The organism is Actinomadura geliboluensis (assembly GCF_005889745.1).
Lineage (GTDB): Bacteria > Actinomycetota > Actinomycetes > Streptosporangiales > Streptosporangiaceae > Spirillospora > Spirillospora geliboluensis.
In genome coordinates this window covers 1-25,183 of record NZ_VCKZ01000078.1, presented here as the reverse complement: position 1 = coordinate 25,183, position 25,183 = coordinate 1, and the positions used below count along the sequence as shown (strand labels likewise).

4 protein-coding genes are annotated in these 25,183 nt (G+C 74.3%); all 4 read left to right on the top strand.

Features of this window, described 5'->3' with window-relative positions; genetic code table 11:
* Positions 1-134: 134 nt before the first annotated feature.
* Positions 135-641, top strand: a complete 507-nt coding sequence (locus ETD96_RS13500) for an allene oxide cyclase barrel-like domain-containing protein (RefSeq protein WP_138636675.1) — start codon at positions 135-137, stop codon at positions 639-641.
* An 11-nt stretch (positions 642-652) separates the two neighbouring features.
* On the top strand, positions 653-14,260 hold the full coding sequence (locus tag ETD96_RS46635; protein ID WP_138636674.1) for a type I polyketide synthase: 13,608 nt from the start codon (positions 653-655) through the stop codon (positions 14,258-14,260).
* Between the two features lie 29 nt (positions 14,261-14,289).
* Complete coding sequence (locus ETD96_RS13490; protein WP_171069014.1) at positions 14,290-20,565, top strand: type I polyketide synthase; 6,276 nt, start codon at positions 14,290-14,292, stop codon at positions 20,563-20,565.
* 17 nt (positions 20,566-20,582) lie between these two features.
* Positions 20,583-25,183, top strand: a 4,601-nt coding sequence (locus ETD96_RS13485; protein WP_138636672.1) for a type I polyketide synthase, incomplete at its 3' end; no start/stop codon positions are given.

Below are 25,183 nucleotides of genomic sequence, written 5' to 3'. Positions count from 1 at the left end.
GGCCAGGGCGTCCAGGGCGACGAGGCGGCCATTCCTTTCAAGCCACAACAGCGGCAAACAACCATCAGCCACACCCCGTCGCCCTGGGCATCCAGAGCGACTCACTCCAGACAAAACGATCTTAGGGAACCGCCATGCGGCCGTCCGTGCGGAAGCCGGGGACCATCGCGCTCACGACGTTGACGGCGCTCGCCTGCGTGAGCGCCGGGTCCGCCGCGCACGCCGAGAGCAAGCGGTGGGACTGCGTGAACATCACCGGTCTCACGGAGGTCGTGACCATCGTGGACCGGACCGACGTCGCGCCTGCGGGGCCGAGCCTCGGGGACGTCTCGACGTTCCACGACGAGTTCTTCGACGCGTCCGGCGCCAAGGTCGGCACGGCCGACGGCACGGCGAAGCTGATCCCCGTGGTGCTGGACAACCTGCAGTGGGTCGACAGCACCGACGTCTACGGCGACGGGACGATCCGGGCCACCGGGATCACGTCCATCAGCCAGGCGCTCGAAGGCAAGGTGCTGACGCTCAGCGCGGTCGGCAAGAGCGGCCGTTACGCGGGCAAGTTCGGGACGCGGACGTTCCGGCTCGTCGAGCAGCGGGACGGCCAGAACGTCTACGAGACGAATTACCGGCTCTGCGGCTGAGACACGACGACATGGACGACGCGTACGCGATCGTAGGCATCGCCTGCCGGTTCCCCGGCGCCCCCGACCCGGCCGCTTTCTGGCGCCTGCTCCGCGACGGCCGCGACGCCGTCTCGCGGGCGCCCGCGGACCGCTGGGGCGGGCGCCCGGTGGACGGTCCGGGCGGGCACGGGGCCTTCCTGGAGCACATCGACCGCTTCGACGCCGGCTTCTTCGGCGTCTCCCCCATCGAGGCGACGACGATGGACCCGCAGCAGCGGCTCGTGATGGAGCTCGGCTGGGAGGCCCTGGAGGACGCCGGGATCGTCCCGGCGTCGCTGGCGGGCACCGCCACCGGGGTCTTCGTCGGCGCGACGTGGGGCGACTACGCCGCGCTGCTGTACCGGGACGGCGGCGCGGCGATGAACCGGCACTCCATGACCGGCATGAACCGGGGTGTCATCGCCAATCGGCTCTCGTACGCGTTCGGGCTGCGCGGGCCCAGCATGACGGTGGACACCGCGCAGTCGTCGTCCCTGGTCGCGGTGCATCTTGCGGTGCAGAGCCTGCGGCGCGGCGAGTCCTCGCTCGCCCTCGCCGGCGGCGTCAACCTGGCGGTGCTGCGGGAGAGCACGAGGAGTTCGGAGCTGTTCGGCGGGCTGTCCCCGGAGGGGCGGTGCCGCACCTTCGACGCCCGCGCCGACGGCTATGTGCGCGGCGAGGGCGCCGGGATCGTGGTGCTCAAGCCGCTGGCCCGCGCCCTCGCGGACGGCGACGCCATCTACTGCACGGTCCTCGGCAGCGCGGTCAACAACGACGGCGACGGGCCGGGGCTCACCGTGCCGAGCAGCGACGCCCAGGCCGAGGTGGTGCGCCGGGCCTGCGCGGACGCGGACGTCGACCCGGCCGAGGTCCAGTACGTGGAGCTGCACGGCACCGGAACCCGTGTCGGCGACCCGATCGAGGCGGCGGCGCTCGGGCGCGCGCTCGGCTCGGCCCGGACGCCGGGCGATCCGCTGCGCGTCGGCTCGGTGAAGACCAACATCGGGCATCTGGAGGCGGCGGCGGGCATCGCCGGCCTGATCAAGACGGCGCTCGCGCTGCGGCACCGGTTCCTGCCGCCCAGCCTGAACTTCGCCTCGCCGAACCCCGCGATCGACCTCGATGCCGCCAACTTGTCCGTCCAGGTCGAGCCCGAGGACTGGCCGTCCGGGACGCCGGTCGCCGGGGTCAGTTCGTTCGGCATGGGCGGCACCAACTGCCACGTCCTGCTCGGCGCGACGAGTGCGGAGACGTCCGCCGCCGCGGACACCGGACCTGCGACGGCGGTCCCGCCGGAGTGGACGCCGTGGGTGCTGTCGGCGGCGAGCCGGAGGTCGCTGCGGGCGCAGGCGGCGCGGCTGCGGGAGCACGCCGGCGGCGGGCCGGCGTCCGCGCTCGGCGACGTGGGATGGTCGCTGGCCACCACCAGGACGTCCTTCGCTCACCGCGCGGTGCTCGTCGGGCGGGGTCGTGATGACCTGCTGGACGGCCTGGACGCGCTCGCGCGCGGGCTCCCGGCCGCCGGCCTGACCGAGGGCACCGCCTCCGACCCCGGCAATACCGTGTTCGTGTTCCCCGGACAGGGTTCGCAGTGGGCGGGGATGGCCGTTGACCTGCTCGACTCTTCCGAGGTCTTCGCCGGGGAGCTGGAGCGCTGCGCCGAGGCGCTCGCCCCGCACACCGACGGCTGGTCGCTCATCGACGTCCTGCGGCAGGCCCCCGGCGCGCCGCCGCTGGAGCGGGTGGACGTCGTCCAGCCCGCGCTCTTCGCGGTCATGGTGGCGCTGGCGGGGCTGTGGCGGTCGCTCGGCGTGGCGCCGGACGCGGTGGTCGGCCATTCGCAGGGCGAGATCGCGGCGGCGTGCGTCGCGGGCGCGCTGTCGCTGGAGGACGCCGCGAAGGTGGTGGCGCTGCGCAGCCGGGCGCTCGCCACGCTGCCGCGCGGCGGCGGCATGGCGGCCGTCGCGCTGTCCCCGGCCGAGACCGAAGCCCGCCTCGCGGGCCTCGGTCGGGGGCTCGCGGTCGCGGCGGCGAACGGCCCGCGCTCGACGGTGGTGTCCGGCGACGCCGAGGCGGTCGCCGCGCTGGTCGCGGCGTGCGAGGCCGACGGCGTCCGCGCGCGGACGGTGCCCGTGGACTACGCGTCGCACTCCCCGTACGTCGAGCCCGTCCAGGACGACCTGCTGGCGGCGCTCGCGGGCATCACGCCCCGGGAGTCGGAGGTGGCCTTCTACTCCACGGTGACCGGTGGGCGGATCGACACCACGCAACTGGACGCCGCCTACTGGTACGCCAACCTCCGCCGGCCGGTGCTGTTCGACCGGGCGGTGCGGGCCCTCGCCGAGGACGGCCACCGGACCTTCGTCGAGGCGAGCCCGCACCCCGTGCTCACCGCGGGCGTGCAGGAGACATGGGAGGACGCTTCAGCAGAGGCGGACGCGTCCCCCGTGGTCGTCGGTTCGCTGCGCCGCGACGACGGCGGATGGGAGCGGATGCTGGAGGCGCTGGCCCGGCTCCACGTCCACGGCGTCCCGGTGGCGTGGGCCTCGGTCTTCGGCGGACGGGAGGTCCGCCGGGTCGCCCTGCCCACCTACGCCTTCGACCGCGAGCGGTACTGGCCGGACGAGACCACGACCACGACGGCGGCTCCGATGGAGGCTTCCGCCCGTCCGGTGGTCGTGGAGGCGGCTCAGGAGACCGCCTCGGAGCACGATCTGCTTGACCTCGTCCGCGCGAACATCGCCGTCATCGCCGGGCATTCCGCGCCCGGCGCCGTGGACGCCGCCCGGACGTTCAAGGAACTCGGCTTCGACTCGGTGTCGTCGGTGGAGCTCCGCAACCGGCTCGGTGCCGCGACCGGGCTCCGGCTCCCCGCCGCGCTCCTCTTCGACCATCCCACCCCCGCCGCCGTGGCCCGGCACCTGCGCGCCGAGCTGGCGGGCGAGCCGGTCGGCGACGCGGCCGCGGCCGTGCCGGCGGCGGACGACTCCGACCCGATCGTCGTCGTCGGGATGGGCTGCCGCTTCCCCGGCGGGGTCGGCTCCCCCGAGGAGCTCTGGCGGCTGGTGCTGGACGGCGGCGACGCGATCGGCGGGTTCCCGGCGGGACGGGGCTGGGACCTTCCCGGCCTCTACGACCCCGACCCGGACGCGCACGGCAGGTCCTACGTCCGGGAGGGCGGGTTCCTCCACGACGCCGACCGGTTCGACCCGGCCTTCTTCGGCATCAGCCCGCGCGAGGCCACCGCCATGGACCCGCAGCAGCGGCTGCTGCTGGAGACCTCGTGGGAGGCGCTGGAGCGGGCCGGGATCGATCCCGGCGCGCTGCGCGGCACGCCGGTCGGCGTCTACGTCGGCGCGATGTCGCAGGACTACGGGCCGCCCCTGCACCAGGCGCCGGCGGGCCTGGACGGCCATCTGCTCACGGGCGGGACGGCGAGCGTCGCGTCCGGCCGGATCGCCTACACCCTCGGGCTGGAGGGGCCGGCCGTCACGGTCGACACGGCCTGCTCGTCGTCCCTGGTGGCGCTGCACCTGGCGCGGCAGTCGCTCCGGCAGGGCGAGTGCTCGCTCGCGATCGCCGGGGGCGTCGCGGTCATGGCGGGGCCGGGGATGTTCGTGGAGTTCTCCCGGCAGCGCGGGCTGGCCCGCGACGGCCGGTGCAAGGCGTTCGCCGCCGCCGCCGACGGCACCGCGTGGGCGGAGGGCGCGGGGATGCTGGTCCTGGAGCGGCTCGGCGACGCCCGCCGCAACGGCCATCCCGTCCTCGCCGTGCTGCGCGGTTCGGCGGTCAACCAGGACGGCGCCAGCAACGGGCTGACCGCGCCGAACGGACCGTCGCAGGTGCGGGTGATCCGCGCCGCGCTCGCCGACGCGGGCCTCGCGCCGGACGCGGTGGACGCGGTCGAGGCGCACGGGACGGGCACCGCGCTGGGCGACCCGATCGAGGCGGAGGCGCTGCTCGCCGCCTACGGGCGGGGCAGGCCCGCGGACCGTCCGCTGCGGCTCGGCTCGCTCAAGTCCAACATCGGGCACGCGCAGGCCGCCGCGGGCGTGGGCGGGGTCATCAAGATGGTGATGGCGCTGCGGGAGGGCGTCCTGCCGAAGACCCTGCACGTGGACGAGCCCACCCCGCACGTGGACTGGTCGGCGGGCGCGGTGTCCCTGCTCACCGAGGCCGCGCCCTGGCCGGACGCCGACAGGCCGCGCCGCGCCGGGGTGTCGTCGTTCGGGATCAGCGGCACCAACGCCCACCTGATCGTCGAGCAGGCCCCCGAGGACGCGGCCGCGGGCGGCGCTCCGGAGGACGGGAGGCGGGGCGGCCCGGTGCCGCTGACGGTCTCGGCGCGTTCCGAGGGTGCACTGCGCGCGCAGGCCGAGCGGTTGCGCGCGTTCGTCGCCGCGCCCGGCCTGGACCTCGACCTCGACGACCTCGGCCGGTCCCTGGCGTTCGGCCGCGCGTCGTTCGAGCACCGCGCCGTGGTCGTCGCCGGTGACCGGGACGCGGCAGCGGCCGGGCTGGCGGAGCTGGCGGCGGGCGACGCGGGCGCCGGGGCCGTCCGGGGCGTCGCGGGCGCTCCCGGCCGGACGGTGTTCGTGTTCCCCGGGCAGGGGGCCCAGTGGGCGGGGATGGCCCGCGAGCTGCTGGCGTCCTCGCCGGTCTTCCGCGCCCGGATGGAGGACTGCGACCGCGCGCTGTCCCCGCACGTGGACTGGTCGCTGCTGGACGTGCTGCACGAGGCCGAGGGCGCGCCCGGCCTGGACCGGGTGGACGTCGTCCAGCCGGCCCTCTTCGCGATGATGGTCTCGATCGCCGCGCTGTGGCGGTCCTTCGGCGTCCGCCCGGACGCCGTCGTCGGGCACTCGCAGGGCGAGATCGCGGCGGCGTGCGTCGCGGGCGCGCTGTCGCTGGAGGACGCCGCGAAGGTGGCGGCGCTGCGCAGCCGGGTCCTCACGGCGCTGGCCGGGACGGGCGGCATGGCCTCGGTCGCGCTGCCCGCCGCCGAGGTCGCGGCGCGGCTGGAGGACCGGGCCGGGCGGCTGGAGATCGCGGCGGTGAACGGGCCGGCCGCCACGGTCGTCTCCGGCGCCCCGGACGCGGTCGCCGCGTTCGTCGCCGACTGCGAGGCCGGAGGGGTGCGCGCCCGCACGGTCCCGGTGGACTACGCCTCGCACTCCGCCCACGTGGAGGCCATCGAGGAGGCGCTGGCGGAGGCGCTCGCCGGGATCGAACCGCGCTCCACCGGCGTCGCGTTCTACTCGACCGTCACCGGGGAGCCGGTCGACACCGCGACCTTGGACGCCGGGTACTGGTACGCCAACCTGCGCCGGACGGTGCTGTTCGAGCCCGCCGTGCGGGCGCTGCGGGACGCCGGTCACGGGGTGTTCGTCGAGGTCAGCCCGCATCCCGTACTGACCACCGGCATCGCGGACGCGCTCGACGGCGAGACCGCGGACACCGTGGTCGCCGGTTCCTTGCGGCGCGACGACGGCGGCATGGATCGGATGCTGACGTCCCTGGCGGAGCTGCACGTCCGCGGCGTCGAGGTGGACTGGGCACCTGCCTTCAGCGCTTCGTGCGCCGGGACCGTCAAGAGCGAGCTGCCGACCTACCCGTTCCAGCGCAACCGCTACTGGCTGGACGCGTCAGCGGGCGGCGGCTCGCACGACGGTCTGGACCATCCGCTGCTGACGTCCGCCTTGGACCTCGCCGATGACGGACGGCTGGTGCTGACCGGCCGGGTCTCGACCTCGGCGCACCCGTGGCTGGCCGACCACGCCGTGGCGGGCACCGTGCTGCTGCCCGGGGCCGCGCTGATCGAGCTGGTGTCGTGCGCGGCGGAGCGGGCGGGGTGCGCGCAGATCGACGATCTGACTCTGGAGGCGCCGCTGGCGCTGCCGGACGGGGCCGAGGTCCGGATCCAGGTGACCGTGGGTCCGGAGGAGGCGGGGCGGCGGTCGGTCGCGGTCCACGCACGCGGCGGCGCGGACGACGACGAGCCGTGGACGCGGCACGCGACCGGCGTCCTCGCGGTCGAGGCTCCGGCCGGGGTCGCGGGGCCGGACCGGCTCGCCGCCTGGCCGCCGCCGGGCGCGACTCCGGTCCCGGTGTCCGGCCTGTACGAGCGGCTGGCCGAGGACGGCTACGAGTACGGTCCCGCCTTCCAGGGGCTCCAGAGCGCCTGGAAGGTCGGCGACACCGTTTACGCCGAGGCGGTCCTCGCCGAGGAGCAGACCGCCGAGGCGGCGCGGTTCGGCGTCCATCCCGCGCTGCTCGACGCCGCGCTGCACGCGCTCGCGCTCGGCGGGCCGCTGGGGTCCGGCGGGCCGGGCCAGGTCGCGCTGCCGTTCTCCTGGTCGGGGGTCCGGCTGCACGGTTCCGGTTCTGGTTCCGGGGTGGCGGCGGTGCGGGTCCGCTGGTCTCCCTTGTCGGACGAAACGGTCGAGGTGCTGCTCAGCGACACCTCCGGCAACCCGCTCGCGGCGGTGCGGGCCCTGACCACGCGCCAGGTTCGGCTGGACGAGATCGCCCCCGCCACGTCCGACGCGCTCTACGAGATCGCCTGGACGCCGGTGGAGACCTCCGAGGACGACACCGTCACGGTGGCCCTGTTCGAGGACGTCCTCCCGTCGGACGCGGCCGTGCCGGAGTTCGTCCTCTACACACCCCCGACTGCAGCACCCGAGACCTCCCCGCCGGACGCGGCGCGGTCGGCTGCTCACGCCGCCCTTGAGGCGGTGCAGCGCTGGCTGTCCGATGACCGCTTCGCCGAGTCGCGGCTGGTGGTGCACACCCGGCGGGCCGTGGCCGTGTCTCCGGACGAGACGCCCGACCCCGCCGCCGCTGTGGTGTGGGGGCTGGTCCGTTCCGCCGAGCGGGAGAACCCCGGCCGGTTCGTCCTGCTCGATGCCGAGGATGCCGAGAACACAGCGGCGGCGCTGGCGACCGGCGAGCCCGAGCTCGCCCTGCGCGCCGACGGTGCGCGAGCACCACGGCTCGTCCGGACGACGCCGGGCACGCAGCCGCTTCCCCGGTTCGGCGACGGAACCGTCCTGATCACCGGAGCGAGCGGCACCCTCGGCGGGCTGGTGGCGCGCCGTCTGGCGGCCGAGCACGGCGTCCGTCACCTGCTGCTGCTCAGCAGGCGCGGCGCCGACGCGCCCGGCGCGCGGGAGCTGGAGGCCGAACTCGCCGCGCACGGCGCCGCCGCGACGTTCGCCGCCTGCGACGCGGCCGACCGCGACGCGCTCGCCGCCGTCCTCGGCGCGGTGCCCGACGACCGTCCGCTCGTCGCCGTCGTGCACGCGGCCGGGACGCTCGATGACGGCGTTGTCGGCGCGCTCACCCCGGACCGGCTCGACACGGTGCTGCGTCCGAAGGCGGACGCGGCCTGGCACCTGCACGAGCTGACCCGCGACCTGGATCTGGCTGACTTCGTCCTGTTCTCGTCTGTGGCCGGGACGGTCGGCACGCCGGGCCAGTCCGGCTACGCCGCCGCGAACCGGTTCCTGGACGCGCTCGCCGAGCAGCGCCGCGCCGAGGGCCTGCCGGCGCGGTCGCTTGCCTGGGGTCTGTGGGCGGAGGCGAGCGGCATGACCGGCCACCTCGACGCCGCCGACCTGGCGCGGATGGCGCGCGGCGGCGTCCTGCCGCTGCCCACCGACCAGGGGCTGGCGCTGCTGGACGCCGCACTGACGACCGACACGGCCGTGCCGGTCCCGACCCGGATCGACGCCAAGGCGTTCCGTGGCAGGGACCGTGCCGGGATCCCGGCCGTCCTGCGCGGCCTGGTCCGCACGCCCGCGCGCCGCACCACGACGGGCGCGACCGGCCCGGCGGACTGGCCGGCGCGGCTGGCGGCGCTCTCCCCCGAAGAGCGGGAGCGCGCGCTGCTGGACCTGGTCCGCACCCACACGGCGGCGGTGCTCGGCCACGCGCCCGGCGAGCGCGCCGACGGCGACCGCGCGTTCAAGGAGCTGGGCATCGACTCGCTGACGGCGGTCGAGCTGCGCAACCGGCTGACGGCGGCGACGGGGCTGCGGCTCCCGGCGACGCTGGTCTTCGACCACCCGACCCCCGCCGCGCTGGCCTCGCGCCTGCGGGCGGAACTGACCGGCGGCCCGGCGGACGGCGCCCCCACCGCCGCCGCGTCCGCGGCGGCCGACGAGCCGATCGCGATCGTCGGCATGGCGTGCCGCTTCCCCGGGGGCGTGCGTTCGGCCCGGGACCTGTGGCGGCTCGTCGCGGCGGACCGGGACGCCATCGGCGCCTTCCCCGAGCACCGCGGCTGGAACGTCGAGGAGCTCTACGACCCGGATCCGGACCGGCCGGGCACCAGCACCACCCGGCACGGCGGGTTCCTCGACGGCGCCGAGCTGTTCGACGCCGACTTCTTCGGGATGAGCCCGCGCGAGGCCCTGGCCACGGACCCGCAGCAGCGGCTCCTCCTGGAGGCCACCTGGGAGGCGTTCGAGCACGCCGGGATCGACCCGGACACGGCGCGCGGCAGCCGCACCGGGGTCTTCGCCGGGGTGATGTACGGCGACTACGGGGCGCGGCTCCGGACGGCCCCCGAGGAGCTGGAGGGGTACCTGCGCAACGGGAGCCACGGCAGCGTGGCGTCCGGCCGGGTCGCCTACACCTTCGGCTTCGAGGGCCCGGCGGTCACGGTCGACACGGCCTGCTCGTCCTCGCTGGTCGCCCTGCATCTCGCGGCGCAGGCGCTGCGGAACGGCGAGTGCGACATGGCCCTCGCCGGCGGCGTCACCGTCATGGCGACGCCGATGACGTTCATCGAGTTCAGCCGGCAGCGCGGCCTCGCGCCCGACGGCCGGTGCAAGCCGTTCGCGGACGCCGCCGACGGCACGGGCTTCTCCGAGGGGATCGGCATGCTGCTGGTGGAGCGCCTGTCGGACGCGCGGCGCAACGGGCACCGGGTCCTCGCCGTGGTGCGCGGCAGCGCCGTCAACCAGGACGGCGCCAGCAACGGGCTGACCGCGCCGAACGGTCCGTCGCAGCAGCGGGTGATCCGCGCCGCGCTCGCCGCCGCCGGGGTGGCCCCGCACGAGGTCGACGCCGTGGAGGCGCACGGGACCGGCACCACGCTCGGCGACCCGATCGAGGCCCAGGCCCTCCTCGCCGCCTACGGGCAGGACCGGCCGGACGACCGTCCGCTGTGGCTCGGGTCGATCAAGTCGAACATCGGGCACGCGCAGGCCGCCGCGGGCGTCGCCGGGGTGATCAAGATGGTCATGGCGATGCGGGCGGGCGTGCTGCCCCGGACGCTGCACGTGGACCGGCCGACCTCGCACGTGGACTGGGCGGCGGGCGCGGTCCGGCTGCTCACCGAGCCGGTCCCGTGGCCGGAGGCGGACCGTCCCCTCCGGGCGGGCGTCTCGTCGTTCGGGGTCAGCGGCACGAACGCCCACGTCGTGCTGGAGTCCCCACCGCCGCCGCCCGCACCGGCGGACGCCGAGGCCACTCGCGACGACGCCCCCGCCGTCCTGGCGGACGCCGTCACGCCCTGGCTGCTCTCCGGCAAGAGCCCAGACGCGTTGCGCGGGCAGGCCGCCCGCCTCCTGGACTTCATCACCACGGAGACCGACCCGGCGGCGGCCGACCCCGTGGCGGTCGGGCGGGCCCTCGCCGCGCGCACCCACCACGACCACCGGGCCGTGATCGTCGGCAGCACGCCCGACGTCCTGCGCGACGCGCTGGACTCGCTCATCCGGGACGACCCCGCCACCGCGCTCGTCCGGGGCACGGCCGCCGCAGGCGCGTCCGGCGGGACCGTGTTCGTCTTCCCCGGCCAGGGCTCGCAATGGGAGGGCATGGCGGTCGAGCTGCTGGACGCCTCGCCGCTGTTCCGCCGGCACATGCGCGCCTGCGCCGAGGCGCTGGCCCCGCACGTCGACTGGTCGCTGGAGGACGTTCTGCGCGGCGCTCCGGACGCGCCCCCGCTGGAGCGGGTCGATGTGGTGCAGCCCGCGCTGTTCGCCGTGATGGTCTCGCTCGCCCGGGTGTGGGAGGCGTGCGGCATCCGCCCGGACGCGGTGCTCGGCCACTCCCAGGGCGAGATCGCCGCCGCCCACGTCGCCGGGGCGCTCAGCCTGGAGGACGCCGCCGCCGTGGTGGCGATCCGCAGCCGGGCGATCACCGCGCTCGCCGGGACGGGCGCGATGGCGGCGGTGCCGCTGCCCGCCGCGCGGGTCCGCGACATGCTCGCGGGCGCGTACGAGGAGGTGCGGGTCGCGGCGGTCAACGGCCCGTCCGCCACCGTCGTCGCGGGCGACCCGGACGCGGTCGCGCGGCTGGTCGCGGACTGCCGGAGCGCGGGCGTCCGGGCCCGGACGATCCCGGTGGACTACGCGTCCCACTGCCACCACGTGGAGGCGGTCGAGGAGCGGCTGCTCGCCGAGCTCGCGCACGTCCGGCCGCAGGCTCCGGCGGTCCCGTTCTACTCTTCCGTCACCGCCGCCCGGATCGACACCGCCGAACTCGACGCCGCCTACTGGTATCGGAACCTGCGGCGGCCGGTGCGGTTCGAGGAGGCCGTCCGGCTGCTGCTGGCGGACGGCCACGGCCTGTTCGTCGAGGCGAGCCCGCATCCGGTGCTGACCGGGCCGGTCGAGGAGACCGCCGAGGACGCGGGCTCCGGCGCCGCCGCGCTCGGCACGCTGCGGCGCGACGACGGCGGGGCGTCCCGCCTGCTCACCTCGCTCGCCCAGGCCCACGCGCACGGCCTGCCGGTGCGCTGGGACCGGCTCTTCGCCGGGCGGGACGGCGAGCCGGTGCCGGAGCTGCCCACCTACGCCTTCCAGCACCGGCCCTACTGGCTGGACGCGCCGCCCGAGACGGACGCGGCGGCGGGCGTCACCGCGGCCGGGCTCGACCCGCAGGACCATCCGCTGCTGGCCGCCGCGACCGAGCTTCCGGACGGCGGACGGCTGTTCACCGGACGGCTCTCGCAGGACGACCACCCGTGGCTGGCCGACCACCGGGTGCTGGACGTGGTGCTGCTGCCGGGGGCGGCGCTCGCCGACCTGGCCCTGCACGTCGCGGCGCGCACCGGATGCGGGCGCGTGGACGACCTGACGCTGCACACGCCGCTGGTCGTCCCGGAGGGCGGCGGCGTTCAGGTGCAGATGCTCGCTGGGCCTCCGTCGGGTGCGGACGGCCGGCGTGCGCTGACCGTCCGGTCCCGGCCGTCCGGTGCCGAGGACGCCGAGTGGGAGCAGCACGCCACCGGCACCCTGGCCCCGCTCTCGGCTGTGGACGGGCCGCAGAGCACGGAGGCGTGGCCGCCGCCTGGTGCCGAGCCGGTAGACGTGGACGACCTCTACGACACGCTGCTCGACCAGGGCCTCGGCTACGGTCCCGCCTTCCAAGGTCTGCGCGCCGCCTGGCGCCGCGGCGACGACGTCTACGCCGAGGTTGAACTAGGCGCAGACCTCGACACAGGCGGCCATCTCCTTCACCCCGCACTACTGGACGCTGCCCTGCACACGGTGTTCTTGCGCCCGGCCGCGAGCCAGGGCTCCGATGGCGTGCCGCTGCCGTTCGCCTGGACGGGCGTGACGTGCCATTCAGCCGCGCCCACCGCGCTCCGCGTGCGCCTCACTCAGACGGGCGACGACTCGGTCTCGCTGGAGGCGACCGACGCGGACGGCCGTCCGGTCGCCACGGTCGAGTCCCTCGTGATCCGGCCCATCAGTCCCGAGCGGCTGCGTCCGTCCGGGGACGCCGGCGGCGTGCTCCACCGGGTCGACTGGGTCGCCGCCCCGATTCTGGGCAGCGCCGCACCGGGCCGGGCGTGGGCGGTGGTCGGCGGCGACGCGGCCCGCGCGGCCCTGCGGCTCGGCGGCCTCGCGGGAAGGACGCACTCCGGCCTCGACGAGCTGCGCGCCGCCGTGGACGCGGGCGCCCCGGTCCCCTCGGCCGTCCTCGTCCCGATCAGCGGCGGCGAGGTGCACACGACCGTGCTGGACGCGCTCGCGCTGCTGCAGGGCTGGCTCGGCGACGACCGCTTCACCGGCTCCCGGCTGGTTCTGGTGACCCGGGACGCGGTCGCGGGCACCGGCGAGCCGGATCTGTCCGCCGCCGCGGTGTGGGGTCTGGCCAGGTCCGTCCAGAGCGAGCACCCGGGCCGGGTCACCGTCGTCGATCTCGACGGGACCGACGCGTCCGCTGTGGCGCTGCCCGCCGCGCTGGCCGGAGACGAACCGCAACTGGCGCTGCGGGACGGTGCCGTCCGGGTGCCGCGCCTGGTCCGGGCCGCGCCGCCGGACGGAGGCGGCGCGGCCCCCTCCTTCGACTCGGTGCTCATCACCGGCGGCACCGGGACGCTGGGCGGCGCCCTCGCCCGCCACCTGGTGGAGCGCCACGGCACCCGGCGGCTGGTGCTGGCCGGCCGGCGCGGCCCGGCCGCACCGGGCGCCGCCGAGCTGTGCGACGAGCTGGCCGCGGCGGGCGCCGAGGTAACGGTCGCGGCCCTCGACGCCGCCGACCGGGACGCGCTCGCCACACTGCTCGCCGGGCTGCCGGACCTGACGACGGTGGTGCACGCCGCCGGAGTCCGCGACGACGGCACCGCCATGTCGCTCAGCCCCGGCCAAGTGGACGGCGTGCTGCGGGCGAAGGCGGACGCCGCCTGGAACCTGCACGAGCTCACCCAAGACCGCGACCTGTCGGCCTTCGTCCTGTACTCCTCGTCCGCTGGGGTGCTCGGCACGGCCGGGCAGGGCGGCTACGCCGCCGCGAACGCCTACCTCGACGCGCTGGCCGCGCACCGCCGGGCGCTCGGCCTGCCCGCCCTCTCGCTCGCCTGGGGGCTGTGGGAGCAGGACACCGGCATGACCCGCGACCTGAGCGGCGCCGACCGGGCACGCCTCGCCCGGACCGGCCTCGCCCCGCTGGACACCGCCGCCGGACTCGCCGCGTTCGACGCCGCGCTCGCGCTGGACGAGGCCGTGGCCGTGCCGCTGCGGCTGGACCGCGCGCGGCTGCGCGAGCAGGCCGCCGCCGGTCTGCTGCCGCCGCTGCTGAGCGGACTCGTCCGCGTACCGGCGGGACGCGCGGCGGCGACCGGCGACGGCGGCCTGACACGGCGGCTGGCCGGGCTGGACGCGGCGGAGCGCCGCGCGGAGCTGCTCGCGCTGGTGCGCGGCGAGGCCGCCGTGGTCCTGGGGCACGGCTCCCCGGACCGCGTCGATCCCGAGCGCGGCTTCCTGGACATGGGCTTCGACTCGCTGACCGCGGTGGAGCTCCGCAACCGCCTGGCCGCCGCGACCGGCCTGCGGCTGCCCGCCACGATGGGCTTCGACTACCCCGACCCGGCGGCGCTGGCCGGCTACCTGGACGAACGGCTCGCACCGCGCGAGGCCGCCGGCGCCCAGCCCGTCCTGGACGAGATCAGCCGGCTGGAGCCGCTGCTGCCCGCCGTCACCCGCGAGGCCCGCGCCGAACTCGCCGCCCGCCTCGAGGACTTCCTGCTGAAGCTGACCGGCGCCGACCCGGCCGCCGCGGTCGGCGCCCGGATCGAGTCCGCCACCGACGACGAGGTCTTCGACTTCATCGACAAGGAGCTCGGAATCACCTGATGTCCGCCAGTGCGAAGGGTCAGCCGCCGATGTCCATTTCCGAGTCGTCCACGCCTCCGGCCTCCGCCGAGGAACGCCTCCGCGACTACCTGAAGCGGGTGACGACCGAGCTGCACCGGACCCGGCGGCGGCTCGCGGAGGCCGCCGCCGGACCGGAGCCGGTCGCGGTCGTGGCGATGAGCTGCCGCTACCCCGGCGGCGTGGACTCCCCGGAGGGGCTGTGGCGGCTGGTCGCCGAGGGGCGGGACTCGATCCGCCCCTTCCCCGCCGACCGCGGCTGGGACGCCGACCTGTACGACCCCGACCCCGCCGCCGCGGGCCGCTGCTACGTCCGCGAGGGCGGCTTCCTGGAGGACGCCGACCACTTCGACGCGGCATTCTTCGGCATCAGCCCGCGCGAGGCCCTCGCGATCGACCCGCAGCAGCGGTTGCTGCTGGAGACCGCCTGGGAGGCGTTCGAGCGGGCCGGGATCGACCCGGGGACGCTGCGCGGTTCCCGGACGGGCGTCTTCGCGGGCGTCATGTACGGGGACTACGGCGGCCGGCTCTGGCACCGTCCCCCGGAGGAGTTCGAGGCGTACCTCGGCACGGGCAGCGCCTACAGCGTCGCGTCCGGGCGGGTCGCGTACACGTTCGGGCTGGAGGGCCCGGCGGTCACGGTCGACACGGCGTGCTCATCGTCGCTCGTGGCCGTCCACCTGGCCGCGCAGGCACTGCGGAACGGCGAGTGCGACATGGCCCTCGCGGGCGGCGTCACCGTCATGGCGACCCCGGCCAGCTTCCTGGAGTTCAGCCGTCAGCGCGGCCTCGCCGCCGACGCCCGCGTGAAAGCCTTCGCGGCGGCGGCGGACGGCACGATCCTCGGCGAAGGCGCCGGTCTCCTGCTGCTGGAGAAGCTGTCGGACGCGCAGGCGAACGGGCACCGGATCCTCGCGGTGATCCGCGGCAGCGCGGTCAACCAGGACGGCGCGAGCAGCCAACTCTCCGCACCGAACGGACCGTCGCAGCAACGCGTCATCCGAGCTGCCCTGGCCGACGCCGGACTCACCACCGAGGAGATCGACGCGGTCGAAGCACACGGGACTGGCACCAAATTGGGCGACCCGATCGAGGCCCAAGCGCTGCTGGCCACCTACGGGCAGGGACGGGACGGCGCCGCGCCGCTGTGGCTGGGGTCGGTCAAGTCGAACATCGGGCATGCGCAGGCGGCGGCCGGGGTCGCCGGGATCATCAAGATGGTCATGGGCATGCGGGAAGGCGTCCTGCCCAAGACGCTGCACGTGGACGAGCCGTCCCCGCACGTCGATTGGGAATCGGGCGCGGTCTCCCTTCTCACGGAGAACACCCCTTGGCCGGAAACCGACCACCCGCGCCGAGCCGGAGTGTCGTCCTTCGGAATCAGCGGGACGAACGCCCACATCATCCTGGAGGCCGCCGGCGGGGAGGCCGAGGAGCCGGAGGACGCACCGGAGCCGGTGATCGTGCCTTGGGTGCTGTCGGGCAAGACCGAACAGGCCGTGCGGGATCAGGCTGCCCGCCTCGCCGAACACATCCACGAACACCCTGAACTGAACATCGGCGATATCGCCTATTCACTGGCGAAAACTCGGGTGCATTTCGATAATCGTGCGGCCGTTGTCGGGCCCTCCCGTGAGGAGATGCTGGCAGGGCTTGCCAAAATCACCGTGCAGCAGGCTCGCAGCGGAAAACTCGCGGTTCTGTTCACCGGACAGGGGAGCCAACGCCCGGGCATGGGACGCGAACTCTACGAGAGCTTCCCCGTCTTCGCGGACGCTGTCGATGAGGCCATGCAGTACCTTCCCGATGGCCTGAAAGAGCTGATGTTCAGCGACAGTCCCGATCTACACCAGACCGGGAACGCCCAACCCGCCCTGTTCGCGTTCGAGACCGCGCTCTACCGGCTCTACGAGCACTGGGGCCTACGGCCCGACCACCTCGCCGGACACTCCATCGGCGAAATCACCGCCGCCCACATCGCCGGCACCCTCACCCTCCCCGACGCCGCCCACCTGGTGACTGTGCGCGGCCACCTCATGCAGCAACTCCCCGCCACCGGCGCCATGATCGCCATCCAAGCCACCGCCCAAGAGCTCCAGCCGCACCTGACCGACCAGCTCAGCATCGCCGCCATCAACACGCCTCACTCCCTGGTCATCTCCGGCGCCCACGACCAAGCCCACACCGTCGCCGCACACTTCACCGACCAAGGCCGCAAAACCAAAACCCTCAACGTCAGCCACGCCTTCCACTCACCCCTCATGGAACCGGTATTGAAGGAATTCCGGGAGGCTGCCGAGCAGATCACTTATCACGCACCGCAGATTCCGATCACCACGACCAACCCCGGCGACATCACCACACCTGATTACTGGACCAACCACATCCGCAACACCGTCGACTACCACCACGCCGTCACGACCCTCCACCAGCAACACCAGATCGCCCACTACCTCGAAATCGGACCCGACAACACCCTCACCAAACTCACCCAGAACAGCGGCCTCACCGATCCAGAGCCCAGCATCACCGCCGCACAAAAGCCCAAGACCAACGAAGTACACGCAGCCGTCGATGCGCTAGCCGAACTCCACACCCACGGGGTCACCCCCAACTGGGACAACGTCGTCACCGGTAAACCCACCGACCTGCCCACCTACGCCTTCCAACGCCACCCCTACTGGCTCCATGCCTCCACCACTCTCAGCGACGCGCGCGGCCTCGGGCTCGACACGATCGACCACCCGTTCCTCCACGCGCACGCCGACCTCCCGGACGGCGGGCACCTCTTCACCGGACGCATCAGCACCCACGACCACCCGTGGCTCCACGACCACACCGTCCACAACCACACGCTGCTCCCCGCCACCGCTCTCCTCGACCTCGTCCTCCACACCGCAGAGACCACCGACACTCCCCACATCCACGACCTCACGCTCCAGACCCCGCTCGTCCTCCATCAAGACCACGACACCCACCTCCAGATCACTGTCGGAGCAGAGGGCGAGGACGGTCGGCGGTCGTGCTCCGTCCGTTCGCGGTCCGGGCCTGACGCGGCGTGGGTGGAGCACGCGACGGGTGTGCTCACGCAGGACGCGCCAGAGGTTGAGGCACCCGACGCCACGACGGCCTGGCCGCCGCCTGGTGCCGTGCGGGTCGAGACGAACCCCTATGAAGTCCTCGCCGAACTGGGCCTGGACTACGGTCCCGCGTTCCAAGGGTTGCGCGCGGTCTGGCGGGACGGGACGACGCTGCACGCCGAGGTGGAGCAGCCCGGCGAGGTCAGTAGCTTCGGTATCCATCCGGCGCTGCTGGACGCCGCGCTGCATCCGCTCGGTCTGGCGCCGGGCACGGAGCCCGGTGCGGTCGTGCTGCCGTTCGCATGGTCCGGGGTCGCCCTACATGCGGTCGGCGCCGCTCATGTGCGGGTGACGCTGTCGCCGGTCGGTCCCGACGCATGGTCACTCACGCTCACCGACACCACGGGCACGCCGGTGGCCACGGTCGAGTCGCTGACCGTCCGTCCCGTGACGCCGGGTCGGCTGGCCGCAGCGCTCCAGGTCGACGACCCCCTGTACCGCCTCGACTGGGTGCCGGTCGCGGTGCCGCCGGAGCCGTCCACGGGCCCGTACGAGCTCGTCCGACCCGACGGTATTCACGACGCGCTCACGCTAGTCCAGGAATGGCTGGCCGCTGAGCCGCCCGCCGACGAGCGGCTCGTGGTCGTCACCGGGCACACCGTCGCGGCGCGCGAGGGCGAGCGGATCACCGATCCCGGCGCCGCCGGTGTGTGGGGTCTGGTCCGCGCGGCCCAGCGGGAGGAGCCCGGCCGGATCGTCCTGGCCGACATCGACATCGACGGTGACCTCGATGCGGTGCCGGTGGCCCTACTGCTCGCGACCGGTGAGGAGCAGCTCGCGCTGCGGGACGGCGCGTTCCTGGCGCCGCGGCTCAGCTCCGGCGCCGACGACGCGGAGTTGGTGCCGCCGGCTGACGCGCCCGCCTGGCGGGTGGACGCCGTCGAGCCGGGCGCGCTCACCGGACTGGCGCTGGTCCCCGCGCCCGAGGCCGTCCGTCCGCTGGGGCCGGGTGAGGTGCGGATCGCGGTCCGCGCGGCCGGGCTCAACTTCCGGGACGTGCTGATGGCGCTCGGCATGTATCCGGGCGCGGTGTCGATCGGCGGCGAGGCCGCGGGCGTGGTGACCGAGGTGGGCGCGGACGTCACCGGGATCGGCGTCGGCGACCGGGTGATGGGCCTGTTCCCGGGCGCGATGGGACCGGTCGCGGTCGCCGACCGGCGGTGCGTGACCCGGATGCCGTCCGGCTGGACCTTCGCCGAGGCCGCCGCCGTGCCGGTGGTGTTCCTCACCGCCTACTACGGGCTGAAGGAGCTGGCGGGTCTGCGGCGCGGGCAGCGGCTGCTGGTGCACGCCGCGGCGGGCGGGGTCGGCATGGCCGCCGTCCAGCTCGCCCGGCACTGGGGCGCCGAGGTCTTCGGCACGGCGAGCACCGGGAAGCACGCGGTGCTGCGGGCGACCCTCGGCTTCGACGGCGACCACCTCGCGGACTCGCGCACGCTCGGCTTCGAGGCCGACGTGAAGGCCGCCACGCGCGGCGAGGGCGTGGACGTGGTGCTGAACTCGCTCGCCGGGGACTTCGTGGACGCGTCGCTGCGGCTGCTGCCGCGCGGCGGCGGTTTCCTGGAGATGGGCAAGACCGACCTCCGTTCCGCCGAGGAGGTGGCGGCCGGACATCCGGACGTCGACTACCGGCCGTTCGACCTCGCCGACGCCGACCCCGACCTGGTGCAGAGCATGCTCACCGACCTGGTCGGGCTGTTCGAGCGCGGGGTGCTGGCGCCGCCGCCGGTCACCGCCTGGGACGTGCGCCGGGCGCCGGAGGCGTTCCGGTTCGTCAGCCAGGCCCGGCACATCGGCAAGGTGGTGCTGACCGTCCCCGCGCCGTTCGACCCCGAGGGCACGGTGCTCGTCACGGGCGGCACCGGGGCGCTGGGCGGGCTCGTGGCCCGGCATCTGGCGGCCGTGCACGGCGTCCGGCACCTGCTGCTGGTCAGCCGCAGCGGCCCGGACGCCGGGTGCACCACCGAGCTGACCTCGGCGCTAGGCGAGCTGGGCGCGACGGTGACGGTCGCCGCCTGCGACGTCTCCGACCGGGACGCGCTCGCGGCGGCGCTGGACGCGATCCCGGCCGAGCATCCGCTGACCGGCGTCGTGCACACGGCGGGCGTCCTGGACGACGGGACCTTCGCGTCCCTCACCCCGGACCGGCTCGACCGGGTCATGGCCGCCAAGGCCACGGCCGCCCGGCACCTGGACGAGCTCACCGCCGGGACCGACCTGGCCGCGTTCGTCCTGTTCTCCTCGCTGGCCGGGACGCTCGGCAACGCGGGCCAGGCCGCCTACGCCGCCGCCAACGCCGCCCTGGACGCCGTCGCGCACGAGCGCCGCGCCCGCGGCCTGCCCGCCGTCTCGCTGGCCTGGGGCCTGTGGGAGCAGCCGGGCGGGATGGCCGGCGACCTGTCCGCCGCCGACCGGGACCGCATGGCCCGCACGGGCATCCTGCCGATGTCGCCGGACGACGGGCTCGCGCTGTTCGACCGGGCCGTCCCGTCCGCGCGGGCGACCGTGGTCCCGGCCCGGCTCGGGCCCGCGCTGACGGGCGGCACGGTCCGCAGCCGCCCGTCGCGCGCCGCCGCCACCGGCAGCCCGGCCGTCCGGGACGGGCGGACGGCGGAGGCGCACTGGGCGGCGCTTCCCCCGGCACGCCGCACAGAGGCACTGCTCCAGTTGGTGCGGGACGAGGCCGCCGCAGTCCTCGGACACGCGGACGGTGACGCCGTCGATCCCGACACGGCGTTCAAGGACACGGGCTTCGACTCGCTGACCGCCGTGGAGCTGCGCAACCGGCTGGGGGCCGCCGTCGGCCGCCGCCTGCCCGCGGCGCTGATCTTCGACCACCCGACGCCGGTCGAACTCGCCGAGCACCTGGCGGGTGCGCTGGCTCCCGCCGAGGAGGCCGCCGCCCCCGCCGCGCTCGCCGAACTGGAGCGGCTGGAGGCCGGGGTGCTCGCCGCCCCGCCCGACGCCGAACTGCGCGACCGGCTCACCGGCCGCCTCAAGGACTTCCTGTTCCGGCTCAACGAGCTCGCCGGAGCCGCCGCTGAGGACCCCGCCGAGTCCGCCGAGGGGCCGCCGTCCGATCCGGCGGCGGCGCTCGACGCGGCCAGCGACGAGGAGATCTTCAGCTTCATCGACAACGAACTGTGACGAAGGGGGCGGGCTCGATGGCGACTGCCAACGAAGAGAAGCTGCGCGACTACCTGAAGCGGGTGACCGCCGACCTCGCACAGGCGCGCCGGCGGCTCAAGGAACTGGAGCAGGACCGGCGGCCCGAGCCGGTCGCGATCGTCGGGATGGCCTGCCGCTTCCCCGGCGGCGCGGACTCCCCCGAGGCGCTGTGGCGGCTCGTCGCCGAGGAGCGCGACGCGGTCACCGCGTTCCCGCGCAACCGCGGCTGGGCGGTGGACGACCTCTACGACCCCGACCCGGACGCGCCGGGGAAGACCTACGTCCGGCACGGCGGCTTCCTCCACGACGCCGACCGCTTCGACGCGGGGTTCTTCGGCATCAGCCCGCGCGAGGCCCTGGCGATGGACCCGCAGCAGCGGCTGCTGCTGGAGACGTCCTGGGAGGCGCTCGAACGCGGTGGCATCGACCCGTCGGCGCTGCGCGGCAGCGGCACCGGCGTGTTCACGGGCGTCGCCGCGCAGGAGTACGCGTCCCTGCGGTACCCGGCGCCGGAGGAAGCCGAGGGGTACGTCCTGACCGGCATCGCGGCGAGCGTCGCGTCCGGGCGGGTCGCCTACACGTTCGGCTTCGAAGGCCCGGCCGTCACGGTGGACACCGCCTGCTCGTCCTCGCTGGTCGCCCTGCACCTGGCCTGCCAGTCGCTCCGGCACGGCGAGTGCGACATGGCGCTGGCGGGCGGCGCCACGGTGATGCCGAGCCCCGGGATCTTCCTGGAGTTCAGCCGTCAGCGCGGCCTCTCACCGGACGGCCGCTGCAAGTCCTTCGCCGCCGGCGCCGACGGCACGGCCTGGGCCGAAGGCGCGGGCATGTTCGTGCTGGAGCGCCTGTCGGACGCGGTCCGGAACGGGCACCGCGTGTTGGCGGTGGTGCGCGGCAGCGCGATCAACCAGGACGGCGCCAGCAACGGGCTCACCGCCCCCAACGGCCCCGCCCAGGAACAGGTCATCCGCCAAGCCCTCGCCAACGCCGAACTACCCCCGGAAGGGGTGGACGCGGTCGAGGCGCACGGTACGGGCACCCGGCTCGGCGACCCGATCGAGGCCCAAGCGCTGCTGGCCACTTACGGGCAGGGCCGGGACGGCGCTGCGCCGTTGTGGCTCGGGTCGATCAAATCGAACATCGGCCATGCCCAGGCGGCGGCCGGAGTCGCCGGGATCGTCAAGATGGTCATGGCCATGCAGGAGGGCGTCCTGCCCAAGACCCTGCATGTGGACGAGCCGTCCCCGCAGGTCGACTGGTCTGCGGGAGCCGTGGAACTGCTGTCGGAGGCCACGCCTTGGCCCGACACCGGACGCCCCCGCCGCGCCGGAGTGTCGTCCTTCGGGATCAGCGGCACCAACGCCCACATCATCCTGGAGGCCGCCGCCGAGCCAGCCGAGGAAACCGAGGAGCCGGAGGACGCACCCGAGCCGTTGATCGTGCCCTGGGTGCTGTCGGGCAAGACCGAGCACGCCGTGCACGACCAGGCCATCCGCCTCACCGAACACCTGAACCGGCACCCCGAAGCGAATATCGGTGATGTTGCCTATTCACTGGCGACGACCCGGGCACATTTCGACCACCGCGCCGCCGTCATCGGACGCACGCGTGAGGAAATGCTCGCGGGGCTTTCCAACATAACCGTGCAGCAGGCCCACAGCGGGAAAATCGCGGTGCTGTTCACCGGACAGGGGAGCCAACGTCCCGGCATGGGACGCGAACTCTACGAGGCATTCCCCGTCTTCGCAGACGCTCTCGATGAGGCCATGCAGTACCTGCCCGATGGCCTGAAAGAGCTGATGTTCAGCGACAGCCCCGACCTGCACCAGACCGGGAACGCCCAACCCGCCCTCTTCGCGTTCGAGACCGCCCTATACCGGCTCTACGAGCACTGGGGCCTGCAGCCCGACCACCTCGCCGGACACTCCATCGGCGAAATCACCGCCGCCCACATCACCGGCACCCTCACCCTCCCCGACGCCGCCCACCTAGTCACCGTACGCGGCCGGCTCATGCAGCAACTCCCCTCCATCGGCGCCATGATCGCCATCCAAGCCACCGCCCAAGAACTCCAGCCACACCTCACCGGCCAGCTCAGCATCGCCGCCATCAACACCCCTCACTCCCTGGTCATCTCCGGCGACCACGACCAAGCCCACACCGTCGCCGCACACTTCACCGGCCAAGGCCGCAAAACCAAAACCCTCAACGTCAGCCACGCCTTCCACTCACCCCTCATGGAACCGATGTTGAAGGAATTCCGGGCGGCCGCCGAGCAAATCACCTACCACTCACCGCAAATTCCGATCACCACGACCAACCCCGGAGACATCACCACACCTGATTACTGGACCAACCACATCCGCAACACCGTCGACTACCACCACGCCGTCTCAACCCTCCACCAGCAACACCACATCGTCCATTACCTAGAGATCGGGCCCGACAACACCCTCACCACACTCACCCAGAACACCGGCCTCATCGACCCCGAACCCACCACCACCGCCGCGCAAAAGCCCAAGAGCGACGAAGTCCACGCAGCCCTGACAGCGCTAGCCGAACTCCACACCCACGGGGTCACACCCAACTGGGACACCGTCCTCACAGGCACACCCACCGACCTGCCCACATACGCCTTCCAGCGCCAGCCCTACTGGCTCAACTCCACGGTCGCGGTCAGTCCGGGCGAGCTGGGGCAGAGCGACGTCGACCATCCGCTCCTCGACGCCGCGATCGAGTTGGCCGATGAGGAAGGGCACGTCTTCACCGGACGGCTGTCCACGGCCACGCACCCGTGGCTTTCCGAGCACCTCATCAACGGTGTGGCCGTCGTCCCCGGCGCCGCGTACGTCGATCTCCTGCTGCGCGCCGCGGAGGAGACCGGCGGCGGGCACATCGAGGAGCTGACCCACCACGCCTTCCTCGCGGTTCCCGAGCGGGGTGCGCTGCATCTGCGGCTGGCCGTGTCGGTCGCGGACGCGTCGGGGCGCCGTTCCGTGACGCTGCACTCCCGGCCGGCCGACGCACTGCCCGACACCGAATGGACCCGGCACGCCACCGGGACGCTGGGCTCCGGCGAGCCCGCGCCGGTCGCGTCCGTGCCGTGGCCGCCGTCCGCCGAGGCGACGCCGCTGGACGTCGAGGAGATGCAGCACGGGCTGGCCGCGATGGGGTTCGGCTACGGACCGCTGTTCCTCGGCTTGAAGTCGGCCTGGCTGGACGGCGACACGATCTACAGCGAGCTGGAGCTCCCCGAAGGCACCGGCGCAGGGGCGTTCGGTGTGCATCCCGGGCTCTTGGACGCCGCTCTCCAGTCCTTCATCGCGGAGAAGTTCCGGCAGGACCCGAACGTGCGGCTCGGGGTGCCGTTCTCCTGGAGCGGAGTGACGCTGCACGCGCGCGGCGGCAGCCGGTTGCGCGCCCGTGTCCGTGTCGTGGACGCCGACACCATGTCGCTGGAGATCGTCGACACCGCGGGCGCGCCGGTGCTGACGGTGGAGTCCCTTGTGACGAGGCAGGCCGACCCGGCACAGCTCAGCGGCGGGAGCCTCCCCCTTCATGTCGCGGTCTGGAAGCCGGTCGAAGCCGATGACGCCGACCTCGTCAGCCTGGACGAGGCTCCCCATCTGGAGGTGCTGTCGTGGGAGTCGCCTGACGGCGTCGCCCCCGTCGAGGCCGCCCACGCCGCCACCCGGCACGTCCTGGCACGCGTCCAGGAGTTCCTCGCGGACGAGGACTCGACCGGCCGGCTCGCGGTCGTCACGCGCGGCGCCGTCGCGATCGGCGCGGACGACCCGCTCCGCGACCTGGCCGCCGCGACGATCTGGGGCCTGGTCCGGGTGGCGCAGAACGAGAACCCCGACCGGCTGCTCCTGATCGACCGCGCCGAGGGCGAGCCCGGCGAAGTGCTCGTCTCCCCTGCTCTGCTGGCGGAAGAGCCGCAGCTGGCCGTCCGGGACGGACGGTCCTACGTCCCGCGGCTGGTCCGTGCGCAGCCCCCGGCCGACGGCCACCCCTCCACCCTGGACACCGACGGCACCGTCCTGATCACCGGCGGCACCGGCACCCTCGGCGCCCTCGCCGCCCGCCACCTCATCACCCACCACGGCGTCCAGAAACTGGTGCTCGTCAGCCGCCGAGGCCCGGACGCTCCCGGGGCTGACGAACTCGCCGCCGAACTCACCGAGCTGGGCGCCGACGTCACCATCACCGCCTGCGACCTGGCCGACCGCACCGCCCTGGCCGACGTCCTCGACACCATCCCCGACCTGACGGCCGTCATCCACACCGCCGGCATCATCGACGATGCCACCGTCCTCAACCTCACCCCCGAACAGCTCGACACCGTCCTGCGCCCCAAGGTCGACGCCGCCTGGAACCTGCACGACCTCACCCAAGACCGCGAGCTGTCGGCCTTCGTCCTCTACTCCTCCGCAGCCGGAACCCTCGGCAACCCAGGACAAGCCAACTACGCCGCCGCCAACACCTACCTCGACGCCCTCGCCCACCACCGCCACGCACAAGGACTCCCCGCCACCTCCCTCGCCTGGGGACTCTGGCAACAGGCCAGCGCCCTCACCCAGCAGATCGACGC

What these genes read in the sequence shown, in the direction of transcription:
- ETD96_RS13490 (WP_171069014.1), top strand. Translation starts at nt 14,290, where the DNA reads ATGTCCATTTCCGAGTCGTCCACGCCTCCGGCCTCCGCCGAGGAACGC.
- ETD96_RS46635 (WP_138636674.1), top strand. Translation starts at nt 653, where the DNA reads ATGGACGACGCGTACGCGATCGTAGGCATCGCCTGCCGGTTCCCCGGC.
- ETD96_RS13500 (WP_138636675.1), top strand. Translation starts at nt 135, where the DNA reads ATGCGGCCGTCCGTGCGGAAGCCGGGGACCATCGCGCTCACGACGTTG.